Consider the following 26,659-nt stretch of genomic DNA (forward strand, 5'->3'; position numbering starts at 1 on the left):
GGCGTCACCCGCCCGAAACCCGGCTCGTGCGACACTGAGCGCCATGCGGCACGTTGTCTCCTCGGTCACGCTCGCGCTCGGCCTGGTCGGCGCGGTCGTGGCGCCGGCCGGGCCGGCCCCGGCGGCCCCCGCCGCGGCCCCGGTGCTGGCCGCGGCTCCCAAGAAGAAGTGCACGGTCGCCGACGACCGGCTCCGCGAGCTGTCCGGCCTGGTCGCCACCGGCAACGGGTACGTCGTCATCAACGACGGCTCCGACGACCCGAGTCGCAAGCGCGTCTTCTACCTGGACGCCAAGTGCAAGGTCGACAAGGAGATTCGCTACTCCGGGGACGGCCCGCTCGACACCGAGGACCTGGCGCTCGGGCCGGACCGCAAGACGCTGTGGATCGCCGACACCGGCGACAACATCGAGAAGAAGACCCGGCGGGAACGCGTCGCGGTCTGGACGATGCCGCTGTCCGGGTCGAAGGATCCGGTGCTGCACCGGCTCGCCTACCCGGGCAAGGAGCCGCACGACGCCGAGGCGTTGCTGGTCGGCGACGACAACCTGCCGCTGGTGATCACGAAGGAGCTCTCCGGCAAGTCGGAGGTCTTCACCCCGACCGCGAAGCTGAAGGCCGGCGGCGACCCCGAGCCGATCCCGATGAAGAAGGTCGGCGAGGTCACGCTGCCGAAGACCAACACCGAGAACAAGCTCGGCTCGCCGGGGCGGGCGCTGGTCACCGGCGCCGCCCGCTCGCCGGACGGCGCCCGGGTCGTGCTGCGCACGTACGCCGACGCGTTCGAGTTCGACGTGGCCGGCGGCGACATCCTCAAGGCGTTGACCAGCGGTAAGCCGCGGGTCACGCCGTTGGCCGACCCGTTCGGCGAGGCGATCTCCTACACCTCCGACGGCAAGTCGTTCGTCACCGTCTCCGACGGCGGTTCGCTCGACCCGACCGACCCGATCGACATCCTCGGCTACACGCCGGCCACCACCGGCGTGGAGGCGTTGCCGAACGGCGGCAAGGTCGAGACCCGGCCGGCCGCCGAGAAGTCCTGGCTGGAAGGGCTGTCGCTCGACGAGATCACGTACCTGATCGCCGCGGTCGGGGTGCTCGGCGCGCTGCTGGTCGGTGCCGGCGTCTTCGGCATCCTGCGGGCCCGACGCAAGCCGGCGCCCGTCGCGCCGACCGACGAGTCCGAGCGCAGCGACGAGTTCCCGGTGAACGGCGGCTTCCCGCCCGGTAACCGGCCGGACGCACCACCACGCGGCGGGGTCTACGGCGGCGCTCAGGGCGGTGGCGTCTACGGCGGCGCCGCGGCCGGGGAGCGCCCGGCCGGTGGGGTGTACGGCGGTGGCCGGCCCCAGGGCGGCGCGGTGTACGGCGGTGGTCCGCAGGGCGGTCGCGCCCAGGGCGGCGGCGGTCGTGGCGTTCCCCAGGGTGGCGGCGGTCGTGGCGTTCCCCAGGGCGGCGGTGCGCCGGGTGGTGCCCGTCCCCAGGGCGATGGCGGTCGGCCGGCGGGCGGCGGCCGTCCTCAGGGTGGCCGTCCGCAGGGCGGCGGCGGTCCGCAGGGCGGCGTCTACGGCGGCGGTGGTGCCGGCGAACGGGGCGGTTCGGGCGGTGTCTACGGCGGCCGGGGTGGCGGCCCGGGGAGTACGGGTCAGCGTGGGCAGCCCGGCGGTGGCCGGCGGGGTGACGGCGGCCGGGCCGAGCCGCCGCGGCGCGATCCCCGGGATCCGCGCGGCGGTCGCCGCGACGACGGCCACGGCGAGCGCGGTCAGTACGGGCCGGTCCCCGGTGGCCGGGAGCCCCGGGGCGACCGCTACTGAGCACGACGCGCACGAGGGGTGACCGGCCACCGGTCACCCCTCGTGCGTCGGTCGGCCGGTCAGATCCGGCGCAGCACCGCCACCACGCGGCCCATGATGGTGGCGTCGTCGCCCGGGATCGGGTCGAAGGCCGGGTTCTGCGGCATCAGCCAGATGTGCCCGTCGCGGCGGCGGTAGGTCTTCACGGTCGCCTCGCCGTCGAGCATGGCCGCCACGATGTCGCCGACCTCGGCGTTGGGCTGTTGCCGGACGACCACCCAGTCGCCGTCGCAGATCGCCGCGTCGAGCATCGAGTCGCCCTTGACCTGGAGCATGAAGACCTCGCCCTCACCGACCAGTTCGCGGGGCAGCGGGAAGATGTCCTCCACGGCCTGCTCGGCGAGGATCGGCCCACCGGCGGCGATCCGGCCCAGCATCGGCACGTACGCCGGGGCGGGACGCTGCGCGCGTGCGGCCTCGTCGTCGACGTCGCTCGGGGCCCGCACGTCGACCGCACGCGGCCGGTTCGGGTCGCGGCGCAGGAAGCCCTTCTTCTCCAGCTCCTTGAGCTGGTAGGCGACGCTGGACGGGGAGACCAGGCCGACCGCCTCGCCGATCTCCCGGACGCTCGGCGGGTAGCCGTGGCGCTCGACCCAGGTGCGGATGAACTCCAGGATCCGGCGCTGCCGGGCGGTGAGGTCGACCGTGGCCGGGTCGGGGAAGGCGCTGACCACCGGTGTGACCGGACGCACGGCGGGCTGGGCGGCCCGGCTGCGCGCGGCGCGGGGTCGGCGGGTCGCCGGCGGCCCCGCCCCGTCGATCGGCTGCGGGTTCTTCTGCCGGCTGGCCCGGTCCTCGGTCACGTCCGTCCTCCCTGGTCGGCGCTGGGTGCCTCGTCGGCTCGTGGTGCGTGTGGTCCGACCGTATAGGTGAGATCGGCCATTTTCAAACATCTGTACGACCTGCCGTCGGCGTGTCGCACCGAAATCCTGGATTTCCGAACGCTTGTTCTGATAAATGGTACGCCGCACTCGAACGGGTGTTCCATCCCGACGCCCCGTGACCGGGGGTGCCGGGTCGGCGTTGGGCTCCTCGACGGGTGACGCGCCGGACACGCCGGCCAACTTGACCTCGCTTGGGGGACGGCATACGGTCAACCCCTAGATGTAGTAGTCACATGGGCGTAAGTTGCCTACAGGTTGGGTTTCCGCTACCGAACGCACTCCCGCACCGCACATCCGGCGACGGTCATCCACGATGACTCCGCCGGGTCGACGTGTGCCCGGGAGTCGGTAGGTGTGCCCGTGGTCGATGAAGGAGGTCGGGCGATGCGGTGTCCGTACTGCCGGCACGCCGACTCCCGGGTCGTCGACTCGCGGGAGGCCGACGACGGCCAGCTCATCCGGCGGCGGCGGTCCTGCCCGGAGTGCGGCAAGCGGTTCACCACCGTCGAGGAGGCGGTGCTCGCGGTGGTCAAGCGCAGCGGGGTGACCGAACCGTTCAGCCGCACCAAGATCATCGGTGGGGTGCGCAAGGCGTGCCAGGGCCGGCCGGTCGACGACGACTCGATCGCGCTGCTGGCACAGAAGGTCGAGGAGACCGTACGCGCCAAGGGGGCGGCGGAGATTCCCAGCCACGACGTGGGGCTGGCCATCCTCGGCCCGCTGCGTGACCTCGACGAGGTGGCGTACCTGCGGTTCGCCAGCGTCTACCGGTCGTTCGACTCGCTCGCCGACTTCGAGCGGGAGATCGAGACGCTGCGGGCCGCCGCGCGCGCCCGGGGGGGCGCGGACACGCCGGCGGGCGACACCGCCGGCGCGATCAACTGACATCTCTGATTCTGACAGGTTCGACCAGGCGCGGTGGGTGACCGTGCCGACGAGGGGGCGAGGGCGTGACGACCAGCAAGTCACGGAACAAGGCCGGGGCGGGGCTGAAGACCGAGCGCGTCTGGACGACCGAGGGGGTGCATCCCTACGACGAGGTCGCCTGGGAGCGCCGTGACGTCGTCATGACGAACTGGCGGGACGGCTCGATCAACTTCGAGCAGCGCGGGGTGGAGTTCCCCGAGTCCTGGTCGGTCAACGCGGCCAACATCGTGACCACGAAGTACTTCCGGGGCGCGGTGGGGACCCCGGAGCGGGAGTGGTCGCTCAAGCAGCTGATCGACCGGGTGGTCGACACCTACCGCACCGCCGGCGAGGAGTACGGCTACTTCGCCTCCCCGGCCGACGCCGAGGTGTTCGCGCACGAGCTGACCTGGATGCTGCTGCACCAGGTGTTCAGCTTCAACTCGCCGGTCTGGTTCAACGTCGGCACGCCGTCGCCGCAGCAGGTCAGCGCCTGCTTCATCCTGGCCGTCGACGACTCGATGGACTCGATCCTCGACTGGTACAAGGAGGAGGGGCGGATCTTCCAGGGCGGCTCGGGCGCCGGGGTGAACCTCTCCCGCATCCGGTCCTCGAAGGAGCTGCTCTCCTCCGGCGGCACCGCCTCCGGTCCGGTCAGCTTCATGCGCGGCGCGGACGCCTCCGCCGGCACCATCAAGTCCGGTGGCGCCACCCGGCGCGCGGCCAAGATGGTCATCCTCGACGTGGACCACCCGGACATCGAGGAGTTCGTGGCGACCAAGGCGCGCGAGGAGGACAAGATCCGCGCGCTGCGGGACGCCGGGTTCGACATGGACCTGGGCGGCGCCGACATCGTCAGCGTGCAGTACCAGAACGCCAACAACTCGGTCCGCGTCTCCGACGAGTTCATGACCGCGGTGGAGAACGGCGGCGGCTTCGACCTGCGCGGCCGGCTCGACGGGCAGACCATCGAGACGATCGATGCCAAGAAGCTGTTCCACACCATCTCCCAGGCCGCCTGGGAGTGCGCCGACCCGGGCCTGCAGTACGACGACACCATCAACGACTGGCACACCTGCCCGGAGACCGGGCGGATCACCGCGTCGAACCCGTGCTCGGAGTACCTGCACCTGGACAACTCCTCGTGCAACCTGGCCTCGCTGAACCTGATGAAGTTCCTCCGCGCCGACGGCGGCTTCGAGGTGGAGAAGTTCGTCCGGTCGGTCGAGTTCGTCATCACCGCGATGGACATCTCGATCTGCTTCGCCGACTTCCCGACCGAGAAGATCGGCGAGACCACCCGCGCCTACCGGCAGCTCGGCATCGGGTACGCCAACCTGGGCGCCCTGCTGATGGCCTCCGGCCTGCCGTACGACTCGGAGCAGGGGCGGGAGGTGTCCGCGGCGATCACCTCGCTGATGACCGGCACCGCCTACCGCCGCTCCGCCGAGCTGGCCGGCATCGTCGGCGCGTACGACGGCTACGCCCGCAACGCGGAGCCGCACAAGCGGGTCATGCGCAAGCACGCCGCCGCCAACGACAGCATCAAGCCGATCGGCACCGTGGGCACCGCGGTGCAGCGCGAGGCGACGAAGCAGTGGACGCTCGGCAACAAGCTCGGTGACCGGAACGGCTGGCGCAACTCGCAGGCCAGCGTGCTCGCCCCGACCGGCACCATCGGCCTGATGATGGACTGCGACACCACCGGCGTGGAGCCGGACCTGGCGCTGGTCAAGTTCAAGAAGCTGGTCGGCGGCGGCTCGATGCAGATCGTCAACCAGACCGTGCCGCGCGCGCTGCGCAGCCTCGGCTACCCCGAGGAGCAGGTCGAGGCGATCGTCGAGCACATCGCCGACCACGGGCACGTGGTGGACGCCCCCGGCCTGAAGCCGGAGCACTACCCGGTCTTCGACTGCGCCATGGGTGAGCGGTCCATCGCGCCGATGGGGCACGTGCGGATGATGGCGGCGGTCCAGCCGTTCATCTCCGGCGCCATCTCCAAGACGGTCAACATGCCGGAGCAGGCCACCGTCGCGGACGTCGAGAAGATCTACTACGAGGGCTGGAAGCTCGGCCTGAAGGCGCTGGCGATCTACCGGGACAACTGCAAGGTGGGTCAGCCGCTGTCGGTCGCCAAGCCGAACAAGGGCGCCGCCGAGACCGCGGCCCCGGTGGCCGAGGCCGAGAAGGTCGTGGAGAAGGTCGTCGAGTACCGCCCGGTGCGCAAGCGCCTGCCGAAGAAGCGTCCGTCGCAGACGGTCTCCTTCTCGGTCGGCGGCGCCGAGGGCTACCTCACCGCCTCGTCCTACCCGGACGACGGCCTCGGCGAGGTCTTCCTCAAGATGTCGAAGCAGGGCTCGACCCTGGCCGGCGTGATGGACGCCTTCTCGGTGGCCATCTCCATCGGTCTCCAGTACGGCGTGCCGCTGGAGACGTACGTCAGCAAGTTCACCAACATGCGCTTCGAGCCGGCCGGCATGACCGACGACCCGGACGTGCGGATGGCCGCCTCGGTGATGGACTACATCTTCCGTCGCCTGGCGCTGGACTTCCTGCCGTACGAGCGCCGCGCGGAGCTGGGCATCTTCACCGCCAAGGAGCGGGCCGCCCAGCTCCGGGCCGAGGCGGAGGCGGAGGCGAGCGGTGCGGACCTCACCGCGATGGCCGCCTCCGCCCCGGTCGAGTCGCCCGAGCCGAAGACCGGCCCGGTGGCCCAGCCGGCACAGGAGACGGCGAATGTCGCCGCCGCCAAGCCGGCGCCGGCGGTGGGTTCCAGCACCGAACTGCTGGAGGCCGTGATCGGCAAGGCCGCGGACGCGCCGCTCTGCTTCACCTGCGGCACCAAGATGCGCCCGGCCGGTAGCTGCTACGTCTGCGAGGGCTGCGGCTCCACCAGCGGTTGCAGCTGACAGTTCCACCGTACGTCCGTGAGCGCGGCAGGGGTTCCCTGCCGCGCTCACGGCGTTCGTGCCCGCCCGCGCGGTCGGGGAGCACACGGCCGGGACGCCTGTCGAGCTGAGAGCGGAAACGACTCACCGGCGCCCGGTTCGGGTGCCACCGGGTAGTGGGCACCGTCACAGACCCCGGGCGCGTCGCGAACTGCGATGCTCGGGGGATGAGTACCGCCGACACCTACCGGAGGTTCGCCGACCGCGAGGCACGCGGCGTGTCCCCGGCGTACGAACGGTTGTCGCGGGTCGTGGCGCGCGACCCGGACCTGCTCGCGATGCTCGACTCGCTGCCGCCGGCGAAGCGCCAGCCGAACCTGCTCTTCGGGGTGGTCCGGTTGCGCGGCGGCCCGGTGGACGACCCGGTGGCGTTCCGCGCGCACGTGCTGGCGCACTGGCCGGAGATCGCGGCGCAGATGCGGGTCCGGGCCACGCAGACCAACGAGGCCGGCCGCTGCGCGGTGCTGCTGCCGGTGCTCGCCGCGTTGCCGCAGCCGCTGGCGCTGCTGGAGGTGGGCGCCTCCGCCGGCCTGTGCCTCTACCCGGACCGGTACGCGTACCGCTACGGCGACCGACGGATCGGCGACGGCGAGCCGGTGCTCGACTGCACGCTCACCGGCGTCGCCCCGCCGGACCGGTGGCCGGAGGTGGTGTGGCGGGCCGGGCTCGACATGAACCCGCTCGACGTCACCGATCCGGCGGACCTGGCCTGGCTGGACGCGTTGATCTGGCCCGAACACGCGCACCGGCGCCAACGGCTGCGCGCGGCGGCGGCGGTCGCCGGGGCCGACCCACCGCTGCTGGTCCGCGGTGACCTGGTCGACGACCTGCCGGCGCTGGCGGCCCGCGCCCCGGCCGGCGCGACGCTGGTGATCTTCCACAGTTCGGTGCTCTACCAGGTGCCGCCGGCCCGCCGGACGGCCTTCACCGAGCTGGTTCGGACGCTACCCGGGCACTGGCTCGCCAACGAGGACCCCACCGTGCTGCCACGGGCGGGCGTCCCCGACCCGCCGGACGGCGGGTTCCACAACCTGCTCGCGCTCGACGGCCGACCGCTGGCCTGGACGCGGGGCCACGGGCAGGCGGCCACCTGGTTCGGCCCGGTGCGGTCGTGACCGCGCGCCCGGCCGCCGTCGACGCGTTCGCGCGGGAGGTGGCGGCGCTCGGCTGGGTGTCCGACCTGCTGGTGGCCGGGTCGCTCGCGACCGGTGACCACCGACCGGGCGTCAGCGATCTGGACCTGGTCGCGGTGGCGGACGGACCGGTCGACGCGACCCGGCAGGACGAGCTGGCCGCCCTGCACCGCCGGTTCGACGCCGGCCCCGCCGCCGGGTTGGACCTGGGCTGCGTCTACGTCGAGGCCGCCGCCGTCCGCGACCTCGGGGCACGCCATCCCACCTGGACGCACGGGCAACTCGTCCAGCGGATCCTCTCCGGCATCACCCGGGCCGAGCTGGTCCGGTACGGCCACGCCCTCCTCGGCCGGCCACCGGACGCGGTGCTGCCACCCATGACCGACGACGACGTGCGCGCCGCGGCCCGCGCCGAACTGACCGGCTACTGGGCCTGGGCGGCCCGCCGGCCGTGGTTGTGGCTGGACCCCGACCTCGCCGACCTCGGGCTCACCTCGATGGCCCGGGGACGGCACGCGCTGCGGCACGGCGACCTGATCGGCAAGAGCGCGGCGATTCCCGCCGTCGCCGCCCCGTCCTGGCTGATCGACCAGGTGGGGGCCCGCCGCCGGGGCGAGCGGGTCACCTCACCCCGGCTCCGTACCGCGCTCATCGCGTGGACGGACGCTCGCCGGACCGTCGCCACGGCCCGACGGGAACCGGACCGGCCGGGTGGCCCGAGCGGCGGCTGACCGGCGGATCGACCGTCCACCCGGCTCAGCCCGGCAGCGAGTCGATCCCGGCGGCCAGCACCCCGCGCAGGTCGGCCTCCGCGCCGGCCGGCAGCGTCTTCGGCTCGACCACCTGGTACGCGACGCGTACCTCGTACCTGTCACCCCGCCAGGCCCAGCCGTCGAACCTTGTCTCCCCGCCGTCCCACGGGTGCACCGCCACGCAGGAGTTGTCGCCCGGCCCGTCGCCGGTCAGGTCGCTCCCGATCCGGGCGCACCGGTCCCGTCGCCACCGGTCGTCGTACATGCCCCCGGCGTCGACAGCCACGGTGACGGCCAGGTCGCCGCGCATGGTGGTGCCGCTGGTCAGGTCGACCGCGCACTCCCGGGAGCCGCTGCGGTCACCGAGGTTCGCCGAGGCGCTGGGCGACGCGCCCGGCGCGAGCCGGGTCAGCAGGTCGGCCGGGAGCAGCGCGCAGGGGTCGCGCAGTTCGTCAGGCGTCGCCGTCTCGTCGGTGCCGCAGCCGGCGACGGCCAGCAGCGCACCGGTGACCACGAGTGCCGCGGCCGATCTCGTCATCTGTCCTCCTTGGACGGTCGCGGCGACGGTAACAGCGCCACGCCACCCCGGATCGGCGCGGTCCACACCCGCCCACATCCCGACCCACCCACCCCCCACCCCACCCATCCGTCCGCCCTGTTTCGGGGAAAGCGTGGTCATCCGGGCCCGAATGGCCACGCTTTCCGGGAAAGCGAGCGTGCGGGTGGAGGGACGGGGTGGGGCGGCGCGGGCCGGTAGGGTCGCGGGGTGGCCGAACCGCGTTGGCTCAGCGAGACCCGGGACGCCTACGACACCGTCGCCGAGGACTACGCGCGGCTGCTGCCCGACGTGGTGGAGCCGCCGCTGGACCGGGCCGTGCTGACCGCCTTCGCCGAGACGGTGGGACCGGGTCGACCGGTGCTGGAGGTCGGCTGCGGCACCGGCCGGGTCACCGCCCACCTGCGCCGTCTCGGTCTCGACATGGCCGGCGCCGACCTGTCGCCCGGCATGGTGGCGGTGGCCCGCCGGAACCACCCGGAGCTGCGCTTCGACGTCGGCTCGATGACGGAACCGGTCGCGACCGACGCGTCCCTGGCCGGGCTCGTCGCCTGGTACTCGATCATCCACCTCCCGCCGGAGCAGCTGCCCGAGGTCTTCGCCGGCTTCCACCGGGCGCTCGTCCCGGGCGGCCACCTGCTGCTCGCGGTGAAGGCCGGCGACCGGGTCGACCGGCGGGCCCAGGCATACGGGCACGCGGTCGCGTACGACGTGCACTGGCTGCCGCCGGAACGCCTGGCCGCGCAGCTCACCGCCGCCGGCCTCGCGGTGACCGCCACGCTGCTCCGGGCACCGGTCGGCGCGGAGCGCCAACCCCAGGCGTTCCTGGTCGCGCGGCGGGCCGACGGATGAGCGTCGCCCTGTTCACCCTCGGCGGGACCATCGCGATGGCGGGCACCGACGCCGGGGGAGTGGTCACCCGGCTCACCGGCGCCGACCTCACCGCCGCCGTACCCGGGCTCGCCGACATCCCGCTCGACGTGCGCGACGTCGAGGCGGTGCCCAGCGCCGCGCTCGCGTACCGGCAGATCCTCGACCTGGTGGACGCGGCGGCCGCGGCGGTCGACGGCGGGGCGACCGGCGTGGTGGTCACCCAGGGCACCGACACGCTGGAGGAGACCGCGTTCCTGGCCGACCTGGTCTGGGCGCGCGCCGCGCCGCTGGTGTTCACCGGCGCGATGCGCAACCCGACGCTCGCCGGCCCGGACGGGCCGGCGAACCTGCTCGCGGCGGTCCGGGCCGCCGCCGCGCCGGCCGTGCGGGACCTCGGCGTGCTGGTCGTGATGAACGACGAGATCCACGCCGCGCGGTTCGCCCGCAAGACCCACAGCACCGGTACGGCCACGTTCGCCTCGCCGGACGCCGGGCCGCTCGGGCACGTGATCGAAGGGCGGGTACGCGTGCTCACCCGGCCGCCCCGGCACGCGCCGCTGCCGACGGTGGGCCGCGACCGGCTGGCCGCCGTCCGGGTGGCGCTGCACACGGTCACGCTGGACGACGACGTGGCGCTGCTCGACACACTCGCCGCCGGTCGGGACGGGCTGGTGGTGGCCGGGTTCGGGGTGGGGCACGTGCCGCCGGCGTTCGCCCCGGCGCTGGGCGCGCTGGCCGGACGGATGCCGGTGGTGCTGACCTCGCGCACCGGGGCCGGGTCGGTGCTGCGGGACACCTACGGCGCGGTCGGCTCGGAGCGGGACCTGCGGCGGCGCGGGCTGGTCGACGGCGGGCTGCTCCACCCGTACAAGGCGAAGGTCCTGCTGCGGCTGCTGCTCGCCGCCGGCGCGGACTCGGGCGCCATCGCCGAGGCGTTCGCCCGGCACGGCTGAGGTGTAAGGCGGGGCCCCTTTTTAACACCTGTGGTTAAGAAGGGGCCCCGCCTATGCAGAAAACGTTAAAAGGGGGCCCCTCCTTACACTCCAGCGGTGAGTGAGGAACTGGCGGACCGTCCGTTGACCGAGCCGCACCCGTCGCGGCTGCCGCTCGCGCATCCGGGGCGGGCGCGGATCCTGGCGGCGCACGCCGCCGCGCTGGCCGCCGGGGAGGCCGGCTACCCGGACCCGGAGACCGGCCTCTTCGTGCTCAGCGCCGGCTTCCTGGCCCGCCGGGGCACGTGCTGCGGGCGAGGATGCCGGCACTGCCCGTACGTGGCCGATTAGGGCCTTCCGTCCCTGTCGTCCGCGCCGTACGGTGTCCGACGGAACTCCGGCGGGCCGGCCCCGCCGCCGACCGCGGAGGTCTTCCCGTGCGCGCCCGTAGTACCTGGCTGGCCGCCTCGGCCGTCCTGCTCGCCGCCGGCTGCGCCGACGACAGGTCCCCGGTGGCCGTGCCGGCGCCCCCGCCCCCGGCGGCCGAGGTCGCCGCCGCCTCCTCCGGTGGGGCGTGCCGGCTGCTCGACTTCGCGGTGATCGCCGAGCACACCGGCGGCACGTTCGACGTGGCCGCCGCCACCGACCAGGGCGACACGCACACCTGCGTGGTCCGTGCCCAGGGCGCGGTGCTGCCGGAGTTGACGCTCGCGGTGACGGACACGTCGATCGACGCGGCGACGTTCACCGCCGACGTGCAGCCGAGCGGGGCGACCAAGGTCACCAGGCTCGGCAAGGTCGCCTACCGGCGGACGCTGCCGAGGACCGCGCACAGTGGTCCGGCCGCCGAGGTGGGCTGGCTGGCCGCCGAGGACCGGCTCGCCAGCCTGCGCTGGACCAGCCCCGAGGGGACCGCCGCGGCGGAGGTGACGGAGGCGACCGGAAAGCTGGTCGCGCTGGCCAAGGTGATCGACACCCGGCAGTTGTGAACCCGTCGGGCCGGTCGGCGAGGCCGTGATCCGCCGGTCAGCGGGCCGTGACCCGGCCGGTCAGCTCAGCGGGTCGTGACCTGGCCGGTCAGCGGGCCGCGACGAAGACGCGGGAGGCCACCTCGCGGGGCAGCCGCACCCGGTCGCCGGAACGGTCGATGGAGACGCCGTCGCGCTCCTGCGCCACGGTGACGGTCGCGCCCGGGTCGACGCCCGCCGCGTGCAACTGCCGGAGCACGTCCGCGTCGGTCTGCACGCTCTCGCAGATCCGCCGTACCACCACCGAGCCGGACAGACCCGGGAAGGCCAGGTTGCGCTCGCTCTCGACGGTCTCGGCCGGCGGCTGGCCGGGGTCGCCCAGCTCCTCCAGCCCGGGGATGGGGTTGCCGTACGGCGACCGGGTCGGGCGGTTGAGCAGGTCGTAGACCCGCTTCTCCACCGCGTCGCTCATCACGTGCTCCCAGCGGCAAGCCTCCTCGTGGGCCTCCTCGTAGGGCATCCCGATCACGTTGACCAGCAGCAGCTCGGCCAGCCGGTGCTTGCGCATCACCGAGACCGCGGTGCCGCGGCCCAGCGCGGTGAGGGCCAGGTGTCGGTCGCCCTCGACGGTGAGCAGGCCGTCGCGCTCCATCCGGGCGACGGTCTGGCTGACGGTCGGGCCGCTCTGCCGCAGCCGCTCGGCGATGCGGGCGCGCAGCGGCGGCACACCCTCCTCCTCCAGCTCGAGGATGGTGCGTAGGTACATTTCGGTCGTATCGACCAGTGAGTGAGCGTTTATCTTTATCACCCGTAAGCGAGGAACGAACCGGAATCTCCAGTGTCTCACGACCCGCCCTTGAGCTGCCAACACCACGACCGGCCCCGGCCCGGGGGCGGCGGTCCGGGCCGCGTCGACGCCGGATGGTGTTGACTGGGCCGCATGTCCGGAATCGCAGAGTTGCTGGTCGAGCCGGACCGGCTCGCCGCCGAACTCGACCGCGCCGACCCGCCCGTCCTGCTCGACGTCCGCTGGCGGCTGACCGGCCCACCCGGCCGCGACGACCACGCCGCCGGCCACCTGCCCGGCGCCGTCTTCGTCGACCTGGACACCGAGCTGTGCGGGCGTCCGGGCGCCGCCGGGCGGCACCCGCTGCCCGACCCCGCCGCGTTGCAGGCCGCGCTGCGGGCGGCCGGCGTCCGCGCCGGTCACCCCGTGGTGGTGTACGACGGCGGCGACGGGATGTCCGCCGCCCGGGCCTGGTGGACGCTGCGCTGGGCGGGGCACCGGCCGGTGCGGGTGCTGCACGGCGGCTTCCCGGCCTGGGTCGCCGCCGGCCTGCCGGTGGACACCGCGCCGCCCGCGCCCACGCCCGGCGACGTGACCGTCACCCCGGGCGCGTTGCCGGTGCTCGACGCCGGGCAGGCCGCCCGGCTCGCCGCCGCCGAGGACGCGGTGCTGCTCGACGTGCGGGCCGCGCCGCGCTACCGCGGCGAGAACGAGCCGGTGGATCCGGTCGCCGGGCACGTTCCGGGCGCGGTGAACCTGCCCGCCCCGGAGTACGTGACCCAGGGCCGGTTCCCGACCGCGGAGGCGCTGCGCGCGCGGTTCGCCGAGGCGGGGGTGCGCGGGGACGCGCCGGTCGGGGCGTACTGCGGCTCCGGGGTGACCGCCGCGCAGGCGGTGCTGGCGCTGCACCTGGCCGGCCGGCCGGACGCGGCGCTGTACGTGGGCTCGTGGAGCGGATGGGTGGCCGACCCGGACCGTCCGGTGGCGATCGGCGACGCCGCCGGCCGGTGAGCGCGCGGCTGGTGGGCGGGTCAGCGCTCGCGTGCGACGATGGCCGCATGGCCGACGACACGGTGGTGGTGTGGGACTCCGCCCTCCTCGCCTACGACATGGGGGACCACCCCCTCGACCCGGTCCGCGTCGAGCTGACCATGGCGCTCGCCCGCGAGCTGGGCGTACTCGACCGGCCGGGCGTGCGCCTGGTCAGGCCGGAGCCGGCCGACGACGCGCTGCTCACCCGGGTGCACGATCCGGCCTATCTGGACGCGGTCCGGGCCGCGCCGCGTGACCCGCTCTTCGCCGGCTTCGGGCTCGGCACCTCGGACAATCCGGTCTTCGACGGGATGCACGAGTCGAGCGCGCTGATCGCCGGCGCCACCGTGGCCGCCGCCGAGGCGGTCTGGCGGGGCGAGGCGCGGCGCGCGGTGAGCGTGGCCGGCGGCCTGCACCACGCCATGCCGGCCCGGGCGGCCGGCTTCTGCGTCTACAACGACCCGGCGGTGGCCATCGCCCGCCTGCTCGACCTGGGCGCGGAGCGGATCGCGTACGTGGACGTGGACGTGCACCACGGCGACGGGGTGCAGGAGATCTTCTACCGGGACCCGCGGGTGCTCACGGTCAGCCTGCACGAGACGCCGCTGGCGCTCTTCCCCGGCACCGGTTTCCCGGACGAGACCGGCGGGCCCGGCGCGGAGGGCAGCGCGGTCAACGTGCCGTTGCCGCCGGGGGTCGGCGACGCCGGCTGGCAGCGCGCGTTCCACGCGGTGGTGCCGTCGGTGCTGCGCGCGTTCCGGCCGCAGGTGCTCGTCACCCAGTGCGGGGCGGACGGGCACCGCAGCGACCCGCTGGCCGACCTGCACCTGTCCGTGGACGGGCAGCGGGCCACCTACCGGGCGCTGCGGGCACTCGCCGACGAACTGTGCGAGGGTCGCTGGGTGGCCACCGGCGGCGGCGGGTACGCGCTGGTCGAGGTGGTGCCCCGGGCCTGGACGCACCTGCTCGCGGTGGCCACCGGTGAGCCGCTGGACCCGGCCACGCTCACCCCGCCGGGCTGGCGGGAGCTGGCCGCGCGCCGGCGGCCCGGGCACGACATCCCGCTGCGGATGACCGACGACGTCGATCCGGAGTACCAGCCCTGGCAGCCCAGCGGCGAGCCGAACGCGGTGGACCGGGCGGTCGCGGCCACCCGCAAGGCCGTCTTCCCGCTGCTCGGGCTCGACCCGCACGATCCGCGCGACTGAGCGGCGGTGGGGAGGACCGGCCGGTGACCACAGTCGAACAACCGGTGGATGTGCTGCTCAGCGACGGCACGACCGTCCAGCTGCGGCAGATCCGCCCGGACGACGCGGCGGCGATCGTGGCGATGCACGCCCGGTTCTCCGAGCGCACCCGCTACCTGCGGTACTTCTCGCCGTACCCGCGCATCCCGGAGCGGGACCTGAAGCGGTTCGTCACGGTGGACCACCGCGACCGGGAGGCGTTCGTGGTGCTGGCCGGCGAGCGGATCGTGGCCGTCGGCCGGTACGAACGGCTCGGTCCCGCCTCGCCGGAGGCCGAGGTGGCGTTCGTGGTGGAGGACGCCTACCAGGGGCGGGGCATCGGCTCGGTGCTGCTGGAGCACCTCGCGGACGCGGCCGGCCGACACGGCATCGGGCACTTCGTCGCCGAGGTGCTGCCGGCGAACGGGACGATGCTGCGGGTCTTCGCCGACTTCGGTTACCAGGTGCAGCGCCAGTACGCCGACGGCGTGGTGCACCTGAGCTTCCCGATCGCGGCCACCGAGGCGACGCTCGCCGTGCAGCGTGGCCGGGAGCACCGCACCGAGGCGCGGTCCATCGCCCGGCTGCTCGCCCCACGCGGCATCGCCGTCTACGGCGCCAGCACCACCGGCCAGGGCGTCGGCGCGGCGCTGCTCGGGCACCTGCGGGACGGCGGGTTCACCGGCGCGATCGTCCCGGTGCACCCGAGCGCGGCGACGGTGGCCGGGCTGCCGGCGTACCGGTCGGCGGCCGACGCCGGCCTCGACGTCGACCTGGCCGTGGTGGTGGTCGCGCCGGACGCGGTGCACGACGTGGTGCGGGACGCCGCCCACGCGGGCGTGCACGGGCTGGTGGTGATCTCGGCCGGGTTCGCCGAGGCCGGCCCGGCCGGGGCGGCGACGCAGCGGGCCCTGGTCCGGGCCGCGCACCTGGCCGGCATGCGGGTGGTCGGCCCGAACTGTCTCGGTGTCGCCAACACCGACCCGGCGGTACGCATGAACGCCACGCTCGCGCCGGAGCTGCCGGCGCCCGGGCGGGTGGGCGTGTTCAGCCAGTCCGGCGCGTTCGGGGTGGCGTTGCTGGCCGAGGCGTCCCGGCGCGGGCTCGGGGTGTCGAGTTTCGTCTCGGCCGGCAACCGGGCCGACGTGTCCGGCAACGACCTGTTGCAGTACTGGCAGGACGACCCGGGCACCGACGTGATCACGCTCTACCTGGAGACGTTCGGCAATCCGCGCAAGTTCGCCCGGCTGGCCCGGCACATCGGCCGGAGCAAGCCGGTGGTGGCGCTGGCGTCGCTGGCCCGGTCGCCCGGGGTGGGCGAGGCGCCGGCGCTGGACGCCGCCGCGGTGAGCGCGCTGTTCGCGCAGTCCGGCGTGCTCCGGGTGGACACGGTCGCGGAGCTGCTCGACGTGGGTGTGCTGCTGGCCCACCAGCCGCTGCCGGCCGGACGGCGGGTCGCCGTGGTCGGCAACTCGTCGGCGTTGACCGGGCTGGCCGCGACAGCCGGCACCGGGCAGGGGCTGATCGTCGTCGACGGGTACCCGCACGACGTCGGGCCGACCGGCGGCGCCGCCGCGTACGCCGCCGCGCTCGCCGCCGCGGCGGCGGACGACCGGGTGGACGCCGTGGTGGCGGTGTTCGCGCCGCCGCTGCCCGGTCAGCTCACCGACCCGGAGGCGGACTTCGCGGCGGCGCTGCCGGACGCGCGGGCCACCGGCAAGCCGGTGGTGGCGACGTTCCTCGCCGGGCAGGCGCCGACCGGGGTGCCGACGTACCCGAGCGTGGAGGAGGCGGTGCGGGCGCTGGCCCGGGTCACCCGGTACGCGGACTGGCTGCGTCGGCCGCCGGGCGTGCTGCCCGAGCTGACCCGGGTCGACCGGGCGGCCGGGCAGGCGGCGTGGGGCCCGGACGGGGCGGATCCCGCGGCGCTGCTCGCCGCGTACGGGATCGACGTGGTGGCGTCCGTGCCGGCCGGTTCGGCCGAGGAGGCGGTGGCGGCGGGGGAGCGGCTCGGCTGGCCGGTGGCGCTCAAGGCGGCCGCCCCGGGGCTGCGCCACCGCCTGGACCTGGGCGCGGTCCGACTCGACCTGGCCGACGCCGGTGCGGTGCGCCGCGCGTACGCCGAGATGGCTGCGGGGTTCGGCGCGGAGGTGCTGGTGCAGCCGATGGTGCCGCCGGGCGTGGCGTGCGTGGTGGAGCTGGTGGAGGATCCGGCGTTCGGCCCGGTGGTCGGGTTCGGGTTGGGCGGGGTGGCGACCGAGCTGCTCGGCGACCGGGCCTGGCGGGCGGTGCCGCTGACCGACCGGGACGCCGCCGAGCTGGTCGACGAGCCGCGCGCCGCGCCGCTGCTGCACGGGCACCGGGGCGCCGCCCCGGTGGACCGGGCGGCGCTCGTCGACCTGCTGCTGCGGGTCGGGCGGTTGGCCGACGAGCAGCCCCGGGTGCGTGCGCTGCGGCTCAACCCGGTGCTGGCCCGTCCGGACGGCATCTCGGTGCTGCACGCCACCATCCGCACCGGCCCGGATTCACCGCGCCCCGACACCGGACCCCGCCGCCTGTAAGGAAGGGCCCCTTGTTAACGCCTCCGGTAGAGAAGGGGCCCCTTCTCACCGGGGGATCACGCGCGACAGGCCCCGGCGAACCGCCGGGGCCCGTCGGAGCCTTCGTGGGGCCGGGTCAGCAGGCGTACGCCTCCAGCCGGTTCGCCCGCTCCGGGTCGCGCAGCTTGAGCAGCGTCACCTTCTCGATCTGCCGGATCCGCTCCCGGGACAGCCCGAACTCGCGGCCCACCTCGTCCAGGGTGCGCTGCCGGCCGTCGTCCAGGCCGAAGCGCAGCCGGATCACGGCCTGCTCCCGCTGGGAGAGGGTGGCCAGCACGATCCGCACCTCGTTGCGCAGCTCGCCGTTGGTGGCGGCGTCGCCCGGCTCGGTACGCGGGTCGACGGCGGCGACGAAGTCGCCGAGCGCGCTCTCGCCGTCCTCGCCGACCGCCTGGTCCAGGCTCACCGGCTCCCGGTCGAACGAGATCAGTTCGATCACCTGGTACTCGGGGACCTCCAGCGCGGTGGCGACCTCGGCGACGGTGGGCTCGCGACCCAGCGTCACGGACAGCTCGCGGCGCACCCGGACCATCCGGTTGACCTGCTCGACCATGTGTACCGGGATGCGGATGGTGCGGGCCTGGTCGGCCATGGCGCGGGTGATGGCCTGGCGGATCCACCAGGTGGCGTACGTGGAGAACTTGAAGCCCTTGGTGTAGTCGAACTTCTCGACCGCGCGGATGAGGCCGAGGTTGCCCTCCTGGATCAGGTCGAGGAAGGCCATCCCGCGCCCGGTGTAGCGCTTGGCGATGCTTACCACCAGGCGGAGGTTCGCCTCCAGCAGGTGGTCCTTGGCGGCGCGTCCCTCGGCCGCGACCAGCGCCAGGTCCGCGCGCAGCTCGGCGGAGACCGGCGTGCAGGTGGCGAGCTTCTCCTCGGCGAAGAGGCCGGCCTCGATCCGCCTGCTCAGCTCGACCTCCTGCGCCGCGGTGAGCAGCTTGGTGCGGCCGATGCCGTTCAGGTAGGCCCGGACCAGGTCGGTGGAGACGCCGCGGTCGTCGGTGGCGTCCAGGTCCGTGAGGGTGACGTCCATGTCCTGGTGCTCGATCATCTGCTGGGTCATCTCTGTCTCTCCCCGTGTCCTACGTGCCGTACCGGCCCGTGCCGCCGGCGCGGTGGGGGCCGGTGACAAACAGCTTCGCAACCGGGGCGTGAGACGGGAGTGAGGCGATCGGGGACCCGACACGAATCCGGGGGGAACATGGGGTGTCGCTTGTCCCGTCCGGCTACCGTGCCAGCGAACCGGCCGGCAGGGCCGGGGACGAACCGGCGATCGGAGAACTCAGGTGGTCTTCAAGCGGCTCATGCAGGCGATGGGGGTGGGCGGACCGTCGGTGCAGACGGTGCTGGCCAACCCGAACTGCCGTCCCGGCGGTCAGCTGGAGGGCCGGGTCCAGGTGGTCGGCGGCGACCACCCGGTGGACGTGAGCTGGATCTCGCTCGGCCTGCTCACCCGGGTGGAGGTGGAGAGCGGCGACTCGGAGTACAACACCAACCAGGAGTTCGGCCGGCTCCAGCTCACCGGCGCGTTCCAGTTGGCGCCGGGGCAGCGCCATGACGTGCCGTTCCGCTTCCAGGTGCCCTGGGAGACGCCGCTGACCGACCTGTACGGCCAGCACCTGCACGGCATGACCATGGGGCTGCGGACCGAGCTGGAGGTGGCCCGGGCGGTGGACTCCGGTGACCTGGACGCGGTCGCGGTGCACCCGCTGCCGGCCCAGGAGCGGCTGCTGGAGGCGCTGCTGCGGTTGGGCTTCCGGTTCGCCCGCGCCGACGTCGAGCGGGGCCACATCTACGGCGTACGCCAGCAGTTGCCGTTCTACCAGGAGATCGAGTTCTATCCGGCGCCGCAGTACGCCGGCGCGATGAACCAGCTCGAGGTCACCTTCGTCACCGACCCGCAGCAGGTCCAGGTGGTGCTGGAGGTGGACAAGCGGGGCGGCCTGTTCACCGAGGGCCGGGACGCGTTCGGCCGGTTCACGGTCGACCACGCCACGGCGGACCGCACCGACTGGGCCGCCCAGCTCGACGGCTGGCTGCGCCAGTCGTTGTCCCGGCGGGGCCTGTTCTTCTAGGCGGCGACGTGGGCGCTCACAGGTCCAGCAGGAGCGTGCGGGGGCCGACGTTGACGCTCTCCACCAGCATGTGGGTGCGGAAACGACCGGTCGCCACCGTCGCGCCGCGGGCGCGCAGCTCCTCGACCACGGCGTCGACGAGCGGCTCGGCGACGTCCGCCGGGGCGGCGGCGGTCCAGCTCGGCCGTCGGCCCTTGCGGGCGTCGCCGTAGAGCGTGAACTGACTGACCACGAGCAGCGGCGCCCCGGTGTCCGCGGCGCTGCGCTCGTCGTCCAGGATTCGCAGCTCGTGCAGCTTACGGGCCATGGTGGCGGCCACCTGCCGGGTGTCGGCGTGGGTGACGCCGACCAGCACCAGCAGCCCATCGATGATCTCGCCGACCACCGCGCCGTCGACCGTGACGGAGGCCCGGGCGACGGTCTGCACCAGCGCCCGCATCAGTCCGTCACCGGCTCGACGAGACCGCGCTCGACCAGGTGCGCCACGATCGGGCCGGCCGCCTCGGCCAACTCGTCCGGGGCCACGTCGTGCGCGGCGGCGAGCAGGGCGAGCTGGTCGCGCAGCGGCAGCCGGCCGTCCGCGCCGCCGACCAGGGCGAGCACCAGCGGGTCGATCTCCTCGGACCAGCGCAGTCCGCGCGGCGCGGCGAGGACCTGCCGGTCCACCGCCCAGCCGTCGTCGCCCATGGTGGCCTCCTGGCGGAGCTGGAGCCCGTCGGCGGCGCGGTAGCGGGCGGCCAGCAGCCCGTCGGTGTCCCGGGCCCGCAGCCAGTCCTGCCTGTCGAACCATTCGGCGATCCGGTCGCCGAGCGGCGGTTCGACCCGCTGGCGCAGGTCCTCGACCCGGACGATCGGCTGGTCGTGGCCGGCCCGGCGCAGCGACACGAGGCCGAACCCGATCGCCTCCACCTTGTGCGCGTCGAACCAGTCCAGCCAGGCTTCCATCCGCTGCGGGTCGGCGCTGTCCCCGACGTCGGTGAGCCAGAGGTTCACGTACGCCATCGGGTCGGCCACCTCGCGCTGGATGACCCAGGCGTCCAGCCCGGTGCCGGCGAACCAGCCGGTGACCCGGTCGGCCCAGTCCTCGCCGGTGACGTGCACCCAGTTCGCCAGGTACTGCATGGTGCCGCCGTCGGTGAGCAGGTGCGGCGCGGCGGCGGCCAGCTCGGCGCCGATCGCGTCGCCGACCCGCCCGGAGTCGCGGTAGACGTGGGTGGTGGTGCCCGGGCCGACCACGAACGGCGGGTTGCTGACCACCAGGTCGAAGCGGCGTCCGGCAACCGGGGCGACCAGGTCGCCGCGGAGCAGCTCCCAGTCCTGCCCGTTGAGCGCGGCGGTGGTGGCGGCGAAGCGCAGCGCCCGCTCCGAGACGTCGGTGGCGGTGACCCGGCGGGCGTGGGTGCCCAGGTGCAGCGCCTGCACGCCGGAGCCGGTGCCGAGGTCCAGCGCGGTCTCCACCGGGCGGCGCACGGCGGCGCCGATCAGCGTCTGGGTGGCCCCGCCGATGCCCAGCACGTGCTCGGCGTGCAGCGGCCGGCCGGGTCGGGCGCTGGCCGGCACGTCGGCGAGCACCCACCAGTCGTCGGCGTACGGCTCCAGGTCGACGCCGGCGCGCAGGCCGTCGCCGTGGCGCTCGACGATGCCCCCGGCGAGCGCCTCGTCCACGGTCAGCGGCGCCAACGCGGCGGCCACCACCGGCTCCGGCTCGGTGCGGTCGCAGATGAACACCCGGATCAGCGTGCCCAGCCGGTCGCGGTCCTCGGTGGCGCGCAGCGCGGCCCGGTAGTCGTTGCGGGCGACGCCGCCGGTGGCCTGCGAGCCGAGCCGCCCGGCGATGCCGTTGGCGGTGAAGTCGGCAAGCGTCAGCGCGGTGCGCAGCGCGTCGACGCCGGCGGGGGAGAGCAGCATGTCGTGACGGTCCACGTGGCCATCCTGCCCCGACCGCCGCCCGGCGTGACGCGCACCCGCCGGATCCGGCCGGCAGACGGTATTACCCGGCAACTATCTCTTTCACGCGCATCAATGTGTGGTTAGCATTCCCGTCAACATCCGTCGATGGGCGGCCCGCCGGCCACGAACCGGCCGGCCCGCCCGGTAGGGAGCCAGACGATGCCCGACGTGTCCGTCCCCCGGCGTCGCGTGCTGCACGCGTTCGCCGTCACGGCCGCCGCCGCGGCCCTCACCGCCGCCGCCGCCACCCCGGCCCTCGCCGCGCCGACCGGTCAGGTCCGGTTCGCCGGCGCCGCCGACGCCGTCAGCGGCAGCTACCTGGTCGTGCTCAAGGGCGACGCGGTCGGCGCCGCGAACAGCCGCACCGCGCGTACCGCCGTGCCGGAGCGGGCCGCCGGCCTGACGAAGCGCTACGGCGGCAGCGTCGCCACGGTGTGGAGCGCCGCGCTCACCGGCTACAACGCGAAGATGAGCATCGGACAGGCGCGCCGGCTGGCCGCCGACCCGGCCGTCGCGTACGTGGAGCAGGACCGCCGGGTGACCGTCCAGGGCACCCAGACCGGCGCCACCTGGGGGCTGGACCGCATCGACCAGCGCAACCTGCCGCTCAACAGCACCTACACCTACCCGAACACCGCCACCAACGTGCGCGCGTACATCATCGACACCGGCATCCGGACCACGCACAGCCAGTTCGGCGGCCGGGCCACCTGGGGCACCAACACGGTGGACAGCAACAACACCGACTGCAACGGCCACGGCACGCACGTCGCCGGCACGGTCGGCGGCAGCACCTACGGCGTGGCCAAGGGCGTCCGCCTGATCGCGGTCAAGGTGCTCAACTGCTCCGGCAGCGGCAGCACCGCCGGCGTGGTCAACGGCGTCAACTGGGTCACCTCGAACGCGGTCAAGCCGGCCGTGGCGAACATGAGCCTCGGCGGCGGCGTCAGCACCACGCTGGACAACGCGGTGGCCAACTCGATCAGCTCCGGCATCACGTACGCGCTCGCGGCCGGCAACTCCAACGCCAACGCCTGCAACTCCTCGCCGGCCCGGGTCGCCTCGGCGATCACGGTGGGCTCCACCACCAGCACCGACGCGCGGTCGTCCTTCTCCAACTACGGCACCTGTGTGGACATCTTCGCGCCGGGCTCGTCGATCACGTCGTCGTGGAACAGCAGCGACAGCGCGACCAACACCATCAGCGGCACCTCGATGGCGTCGCCGCACGTGGCGGGCGCCGCGGCGCTGGTGCTGTCGGCGAACCCGTCCTACACCCCGGCGCAGGTGGCCAGCTACCTGACCAGCAACGCCACCACCGGCAAGGTGACCAGCCCGGGCACGGGCTCGCCGAACCGGCTGCTCTTCGTCGTCAACTGACACCCGTCGGCTGACCGCGGCCCGGTGGATTCGAGTGGAGTCCACCGGGCCGCGTCGTGCCGGGTGTCGGAGAGTCGGCGGCGGGAGCGGTGGCCGGGGCGGCAGGATGGGGGCATGACGCTCTCCCTCCCCATCGACCCGCAGGCCAACGAACTGCTGCGGCGCGACCCGCTGGCCCTGCTGCTCGGGATGGTGCTTGACCAGCAGGTGCCGATGGAGAAGGCGTTCTCCTCGCCGTACGTGCTGGCGCAACGGCTCGGCCACGAGCCGGACGCCCGGGAGCTGGCCGGGTACGACCCGGACGCGCTGGTGGCGCTGTTCGCCCGGCCGCCGGCGCTGCACCGGTTCCCGAAGGCGATGGCAGCCCGGGTGCAGGAGGTCTGCCGGGCGCTCGTCGAGCGCTACGACGGCGACCCGGCGCGGCTCTGGTCGGAGGCGGCGGACGGCGCGGAGCTGCTGCGTCGGGTCGGCGAGCTGCCGGGCTTCGGCCGGCAGAAGGCGCAGATCTTCGTGGCGCTGCTCGGCAAGCGGTTCGGGGTCGCCCCGGCGGGCTGGCGCGAGGCGGCCGGCGCCTACGGCGAGGCGGAGGCGTACCGGTCGGTCGCCGACGTGACCGACCCGGAGTCGCTGGGCCGGGTGCGCGAGTTCAAGCAGCGGATGAAGGCGGAGGCGAAGGCCGCGAAGGGCTGACCCGTTCCACCGCTCAGGCGGCGGTCGGGCGGGACAGCGAGGCGAGCGCGCGGCGGACGTCGGCCAGCGAGACCGTGGCCGAGTCGTCCAGGTCGGCCAGGCCCGCCTCGATCCACTGCCGCATCAGCGTGGTCACCCCGATGCCACGCGCGTCGGCGGCGGCCCGGACCCGTTCGTACGTCTCCAGCGGGAGGCGTACCGACCGGCTGACCATCGGGACGTCGGTGTCGGGGGTGGGCAGTTGCGCCGGCGACGTCTCGTCGATCAGGTCGGCGAACGCGTCGCCGCCGGCGTGGAACCGCTTGGTCGCCTCGTCACGGTGCATGGTGACCGCCTCCTCGTCGGCGTGCCCTCCGCACCGCCTCGTCGTAGCGCTTGGCCTCGACGTCGCTCAGCTCGCGGGCGGAGAGGATGTCCCAGTCGTTGTCGGTGCCGTCTGCCTCGGCCAGCAGCACGGCGAGGCGCCGGCCGCGGTGGTCGGTGGCGTAGACCACCATCACGTCGTCGCCCAAGTGCCGGATGACCCGGCGGTTGCTGTGCAGGGCCTCCCAGACTTCCCCGGGTGTGACGTCGTAGACCCGCAGGTTCGCCAGCGCCTCGTCGGTGAAGCTGAACCGGTTGGCCACGAGCGGAGCGTACCACGCACGTAACACGTCACCTGATTGTCGCCGATCACCTGCCCCGGGTGACAGGATGGGCGGTATCCCCTCGTAGGAGGTCCGTGGTGAAGCGTCAGGCCTACCAGCCGATCCTGATCACCGACGCCCGGCGCAGCCAGGACGACCAGCTCAGCAGCCGGCAGAAACGCTATGTGCTGATGATGGGCATCCGGGTCGCCTGCATCGTCGTGGGCGCCGTCCTGGTCGGCGTCAAGGCCCCGCTGCTCTGGCTGTGGCTGCCGCTGTGCGCGCTCGGCATGGTGCTCATCCCGTGGCTCGCGGTGCTGCTGGCGAACGACCGCCCGCCGAAGGAGGAGCACCGGCTGGCCAACCGTTTCCAGCCCCGGGGCCGCGACGAGACCCCGCCGATGGCGCTCTCCGCCGAGGAACGCCCGCACAAGGTCATCGATGCCGAGCCCTGACCGGTCGAGATCACGCTCCGTGACGCCGGCCCGGAGAGTTCGCCGGCGGACCGATATACCCCTCAGGCATAGACATGACCAGGAGGTATGACGGCCGTCAGGCATACCTTGCCCCCTGGCCCGGCGCCCCGGGCCGGAGCCCGGTCACCGCGCGCCGGCCCGGCCGCCGCCCGGCTACCCGGCACGCCGGGCCCGAACCCGATCACCGCGCGCCCGGCCGTCACGCGCCCGGCCGGGCGCCGACAGTGGTCACGGCCAAGGCGCCGAGGTCGCCGGCGCGGGCCAGCGCCGCCCGGGGGTCCGCCCCGGCCAGCCAGGCGGTGAGCAGGCCGGCCGCGAACGCGTCCCCGGCGCCGGTGACGTCCACCACGGCCACCCCGGGCGCGGGGGCCGTCTCCACCCGGCCGCCGCGCTCCACCCAGACCGCCCCGGCCGCGCCGCGCTTCACCACCACCCGGTGCGCCACCGAGGTCAACGCCCGGCCCTGCGCCGCCGGATCCAGGCCACCGGCAAGCACGGTCGCCTCGTCCGTGTTGACCAGCAGCAGGTCGACGTCGCGTACCCAGGTCAGGAACGACCCGCCGACGCGCCGCAGCGGCGCCGCGGAGGCCGCGTCGACGCTGACCGTCAGCCCGCGCTCGCGGGCGACGGCCAACGCGCGCAGCCCGGCGCCGCGCGACCCGACGTCCAACAGGGTGTACGCGGACAGGTGCAGGTGCCCGACGTCGGGCGCCGCCGCCAGGGTGGCCTCGACGTGCCGCGCGGTCAGCCGCAGATTCGCGCCGCGCTGACTGACCATGGTGCGCTCCCCGTCGTGGGTGAGCACGATCACCGTGCCCGTCGGGTAGCCCTCGTGCCGCTCCACCGCGCAGTCCACCCCGATCCCGGTCAGCTCGGCGACCCGGTCCCGGCCGGTCTCGTCGTCGCCCACGGCTGCCACCAGCGTCACGGCCGCCCCCTGGCCGGCGAGCCAGGCCGCGGTGTTGGCCGCCTGCCCACCGCCGCTGAACCGGATCCCGGCCGCGGTGTCCGAGCCGGTCGCGAGCGGCCCGGACAGCATCGCGACCACGTCCGTGATCACGTCGCCGACGACGGCGATGCGGGGCACCCCGCTCACGCGCACCGGGCGACCGCGATGCGCGCCGCCAGGTCGGCGTTGCGCAGGATGATCCGGACGTTCACCGCCAGGCTGGCGCCCTCGGTGGCGGCGTGGAAGTGGGCCAGCAGGAACGGGGTCACCGCCTTGCCGGTGATCCCCTCCCGGGCCAGCGCCGCCAACCCGTCCGCGAGCGTGCGGTCGTGCAGCGCCGGGTCGAGCTGCTCGTCGGCCGGCAGCGGGTTGGCCACGATCAGCCCGCCGGTGTGCACACCCTGTTCGGCGCGGGCGGCCAGCACGTCGGCCACCCGCTCCGGCGAGTCCACCGACCAGTCCAGGTCGAAGCCGGCGTCGGTGAGGTAGAAGCCGGGGAACCGGCGGGTGCGGTAGCCCACCACGCCCACCCCCAGCGTCTCCAGCCGCTCCAACGTGGCGCCCACGTCCAGGATCGACTTCACGCCGGCGCAGACCACCGCGATCGGCGTGCGGGCCAACGTGACCAGGTCCGCGGACTCGTCGAACGTGTGCGCCGCCTCCCGGTGCACCCCGCCCAGCCCGCCGGTGGCGAAAACGCCGATCCCGGCCGCCGCCGCCACCGCGCTGGTGGCCGCCACCGTGGTGGCGCCGTCCGCGCCGGTCGCCGCCGCCGGCGCCAGGTCGCGGACCGAGAGCTTGCTCACGCCGTCGACCGTGGCGAGCCGGGTGAGCTGGGTGTCGTCGAGCCCGACCCGAAGCTCGCCGCCGACCATGCCGATGGTGGCCGGGACCGCGCCCGCGTCCCGGACCGCCTGCTCGATCTGCCGCGCCACGCGCAGGTTGTCCGGCCGGGGGAGGCCGTGCGACACGATGGTGCTCTCCAGCGCCACGACCGGCCGCCCGGCGCGCAGGGCGTCGGCCACCTCACCACCGAGACTGATGCGAAAGTTGGTCACTTCCGT

Annotated in this window: 26 protein-coding genes; 16 read left to right on the forward strand and 10 right to left on the reverse strand. The window is 74.3% G+C overall.

Translation table 11 applies throughout. The annotated features are described in order from the left end of the window. The first annotated feature begins 43 nt into the window (after positions 1 to 43). Positions 44 to 1,813: a hypothetical protein gene (locus C8054_RS20670; RefSeq protein WP_107159125.1), complete on the forward strand. Its 1,770-nt coding sequence runs from the start codon at positions 44 to 46 to the stop codon at positions 1,811 to 1,813. 59 nt (positions 1,814 to 1,872) lie between these two features. Here C8054_RS20670 and lexA read toward each other — a convergent pair whose 3' ends face one another. After that, positions 1,873 to 2,655 carry a transcriptional repressor LexA gene (lexA, locus tag C8054_RS20675; RefSeq protein ID WP_107159127.1) on the reverse strand — a complete coding sequence of 261 codons (783 nt, stop codon included), beginning with the start codon at positions 2,653 to 2,655 and terminating at the stop codon, positions 1,873 to 1,875. Positions 2,656 to 3,120: 465 nt separating this feature from the next. Here lexA and nrdR point away from each other — a divergent pair, with 465 nt between their 5' ends. From nrdR to C8054_RS20695, 4 genes are all read left to right on the forward strand, one after another. Beyond that, a complete protein-coding gene (nrdR, locus tag C8054_RS20680) occupies positions 3,121 to 3,621 on the forward strand; it encodes a transcriptional regulator NrdR (RefSeq protein WP_107159129.1) in 501 nt (166 codons plus the stop codon). Positions 3,622 to 3,686: 65 nt separating this feature from the next. Then, complete coding sequence (locus tag C8054_RS20685; protein ID WP_107159131.1) at positions 3,687 to 6,551, forward strand: vitamin B12-dependent ribonucleotide reductase; 2,865 nt, start codon at positions 3,687 to 3,689, stop codon at positions 6,549 to 6,551. A 206-nt stretch (positions 6,552 to 6,757) separates the two neighbouring features. Further along, positions 6,758 to 7,705, forward strand: coding sequence for a DUF2332 domain-containing protein (locus tag C8054_RS20690; protein WP_107159133.1), 948 nt, complete (start codon positions 6,758 to 6,760; stop codon positions 7,703 to 7,705). Next, positions 7,702 to 8,454: a nucleotidyltransferase domain-containing protein gene (locus C8054_RS20695; RefSeq protein ID WP_107159135.1), complete on the forward strand. Its 753-nt coding sequence runs from the start codon at positions 7,702 to 7,704 to the stop codon at positions 8,452 to 8,454. The genes C8054_RS20690 and C8054_RS20695 overlap by 4 nt, the downstream gene beginning before the upstream one ends. A gap of 25 nt (positions 8,455 to 8,479) precedes the next feature. On the opposite strand, the gene C8054_RS20700 is transcribed toward C8054_RS20695, so the two are convergent. After that, a complete protein-coding gene (locus C8054_RS20700) occupies positions 8,480 to 9,013 on the reverse strand; it encodes a hypothetical protein (RefSeq protein WP_146179948.1) in 534 nt (177 codons plus the stop codon). Between the two features lie 228 nt (positions 9,014 to 9,241). Between C8054_RS20700 and C8054_RS20705 the strand changes: the two genes are divergently transcribed. The 4 genes from C8054_RS20705 (at position 9,242) to C8054_RS20720 (ending at position 11,825) form a co-directional block, all read left to right on the forward strand. Beyond that, positions 9,242 to 9,883: a class I SAM-dependent methyltransferase gene (locus tag C8054_RS20705; protein ID WP_107159140.1), complete on the forward strand. Its 642-nt coding sequence runs from the start codon at positions 9,242 to 9,244 to the stop codon at positions 9,881 to 9,883. Beyond that, the gene (locus C8054_RS20710) at positions 9,880 to 10,857 is read left to right on the forward strand and encodes an asparaginase (protein WP_107159142.1); all 978 of its coding nucleotides are present in this window, start codon (positions 9,880 to 9,882) and stop codon (positions 10,855 to 10,857) included. Before C8054_RS20705 ends, C8054_RS20710 begins: the two co-directional genes overlap by 4 nt. A 96-nt stretch (positions 10,858 to 10,953) precedes the next feature. Next, complete coding sequence (locus C8054_RS20715) at positions 10,954 to 11,187, forward strand: DUF5522 domain-containing protein (RefSeq protein WP_107159144.1); 234 nt, start codon at positions 10,954 to 10,956, stop codon at positions 11,185 to 11,187. 86 nt (positions 11,188 to 11,273) lie between these two features. Further along, the gene (locus tag C8054_RS20720) at positions 11,274 to 11,825 is read left to right on the forward strand and encodes a hypothetical protein (RefSeq protein WP_107159146.1); all 552 of its coding nucleotides are present in this window, start codon (positions 11,274 to 11,276) and stop codon (positions 11,823 to 11,825) included. Between the two features lie 88 nt (positions 11,826 to 11,913). Here C8054_RS20720 and C8054_RS20725 read toward each other — a convergent pair whose 3' ends face one another. After that, positions 11,914 to 12,612: a metal-dependent transcriptional regulator gene (locus C8054_RS20725; protein ID WP_107159149.1), complete on the reverse strand. Its 699-nt coding sequence runs from the start codon at positions 12,610 to 12,612 to the stop codon at positions 11,914 to 11,916. A gap of 132 nt (positions 12,613 to 12,744) precedes the next feature. Between C8054_RS20725 and C8054_RS20730 the strand changes: the two genes are divergently transcribed. The 3 genes from C8054_RS20730 to C8054_RS20740 are packed head-to-tail and all read left to right on the forward strand — an operon-like array spanning position 12,745 to position 17,410. Then, a complete protein-coding gene (locus tag C8054_RS20730; RefSeq protein WP_107159151.1) occupies positions 12,745 to 13,602 on the forward strand; it encodes a sulfurtransferase in 858 nt (285 codons plus the stop codon). A gap of 47 nt (positions 13,603 to 13,649) precedes the next feature. Next, positions 13,650 to 14,831, forward strand: a complete 1,182-nt coding sequence (locus C8054_RS20735; RefSeq protein ID WP_107159268.1) for an acetoin utilization protein AcuC — start codon at positions 13,650 to 13,652, stop codon at positions 14,829 to 14,831. A gap of 23 nt (positions 14,832 to 14,854) precedes the next feature. Further along, positions 14,855 to 17,410, forward strand: coding sequence for a bifunctional GNAT family N-acetyltransferase/acetate--CoA ligase family protein (locus C8054_RS20740; protein WP_107159153.1), 2,556 nt, complete (start codon positions 14,855 to 14,857; stop codon positions 17,408 to 17,410). Between the two features lie 115 nt (positions 17,411 to 17,525). Here C8054_RS20740 and sigB read toward each other — a convergent pair whose 3' ends face one another. Next, entirely contained in the window at positions 17,526 to 18,512 is a 987-nt protein-coding gene (gene sigB, locus C8054_RS20745) for an RNA polymerase sigma factor SigB (protein WP_107159155.1), read from the reverse strand. Positions 18,513 to 18,735: 223 nt separating this feature from the next. On the opposite strand from sigB, the gene C8054_RS20750 reads away from it, so the two are divergent. Then, positions 18,736 to 19,524, forward strand: coding sequence for a sporulation protein (locus tag C8054_RS20750; protein ID WP_107159157.1), 789 nt, complete (start codon positions 18,736 to 18,738; stop codon positions 19,522 to 19,524). A 16-nt stretch (positions 19,525 to 19,540) separates the two neighbouring features. Here C8054_RS20750 and dtd read toward each other — a convergent pair whose 3' ends face one another. Together dtd and C8054_RS20760 are read right to left on the reverse strand one after the other, a co-directional pair. Continuing rightward, positions 19,541 to 19,963, reverse strand: coding sequence for a D-aminoacyl-tRNA deacylase (gene dtd, locus C8054_RS20755; RefSeq protein WP_107159159.1), 423 nt, complete (start codon positions 19,961 to 19,963; stop codon positions 19,541 to 19,543). Further along, positions 19,963 to 21,447: a methyltransferase gene (locus C8054_RS20760; protein WP_199199854.1), complete on the reverse strand. Its 1,485-nt coding sequence runs from the start codon at positions 21,445 to 21,447 to the stop codon at positions 19,963 to 19,965. Before C8054_RS20760 ends, dtd begins: the two co-directional genes overlap by 1 nt. A 186-nt stretch (positions 21,448 to 21,633) precedes the next feature. Here C8054_RS20760 and C8054_RS20765 point away from each other — a divergent pair, with 186 nt between their 5' ends. Next, positions 21,634 to 22,854, forward strand: coding sequence for a S8 family peptidase (locus tag C8054_RS20765; protein WP_107159162.1), 1,221 nt, complete (start codon positions 21,634 to 21,636; stop codon positions 22,852 to 22,854). Positions 22,855 to 22,968: 114 nt separating this feature from the next. Then, positions 22,969 to 23,544 (forward strand): HhH-GPD-type base excision DNA repair protein, encoded by a 576-nt coding sequence (locus tag C8054_RS20770; protein WP_107159164.1) that lies wholly within the window; start codon positions 22,969 to 22,971, stop codon positions 23,542 to 23,544. Positions 23,545 to 23,557: 13 nt separating this feature from the next. Here C8054_RS20770 and C8054_RS20775 read toward each other — a convergent pair whose 3' ends face one another. Both C8054_RS20775 and C8054_RS20780 read right to left on the reverse strand, forming a co-directional pair. Beyond that, positions 23,558 to 23,869: a hypothetical protein gene (locus tag C8054_RS20775; protein WP_107159166.1), complete on the reverse strand. Its 312-nt coding sequence runs from the start codon at positions 23,867 to 23,869 to the stop codon at positions 23,558 to 23,560. Further along, entirely contained in the window at positions 23,859 to 24,170 is a 312-nt protein-coding gene (locus tag C8054_RS20780; RefSeq protein WP_233219766.1) for a hypothetical protein, read from the reverse strand. The genes C8054_RS20775 and C8054_RS20780 overlap by 11 nt, the downstream gene beginning before the upstream one ends. Positions 24,171 to 24,268: 98 nt before the next feature. Between C8054_RS20780 and C8054_RS20785 the strand changes: the two genes are divergently transcribed. Then, the gene (locus C8054_RS20785; protein ID WP_107159170.1) at positions 24,269 to 24,625 is read left to right on the forward strand and encodes a DUF3099 domain-containing protein; all 357 of its coding nucleotides are present in this window, start codon (positions 24,269 to 24,271) and stop codon (positions 24,623 to 24,625) included. Between the two features lie 220 nt (positions 24,626 to 24,845). Here the strand turns inward: C8054_RS20785 and C8054_RS20790 are convergent, their stop codons facing one another. Together C8054_RS20790 and C8054_RS20795 are read right to left on the reverse strand one after the other, a co-directional pair. Next, positions 24,846 to 25,742: a carbohydrate kinase family protein gene (locus C8054_RS20790; protein WP_107159272.1), complete on the reverse strand. Its 897-nt coding sequence runs from the start codon at positions 25,740 to 25,742 to the stop codon at positions 24,846 to 24,848. Then, on the reverse strand, positions 25,739 to 26,653 hold the full coding sequence (locus tag C8054_RS20795) for a pseudouridine-5'-phosphate glycosidase (protein ID WP_107159172.1): 915 nt from the start codon (positions 26,651 to 26,653) through the stop codon (positions 25,739 to 25,741). Before C8054_RS20795 ends, C8054_RS20790 begins: the two co-directional genes overlap by 4 nt. Positions 26,654 to 26,659 lie beyond the last annotated feature (6 nt).

This window comes from Micromonospora sp. RP3T (genome assembly GCF_003027925.1).
GTDB lineage: Bacteria > Actinomycetota > Actinomycetes > Mycobacteriales > Micromonosporaceae > Micromonospora.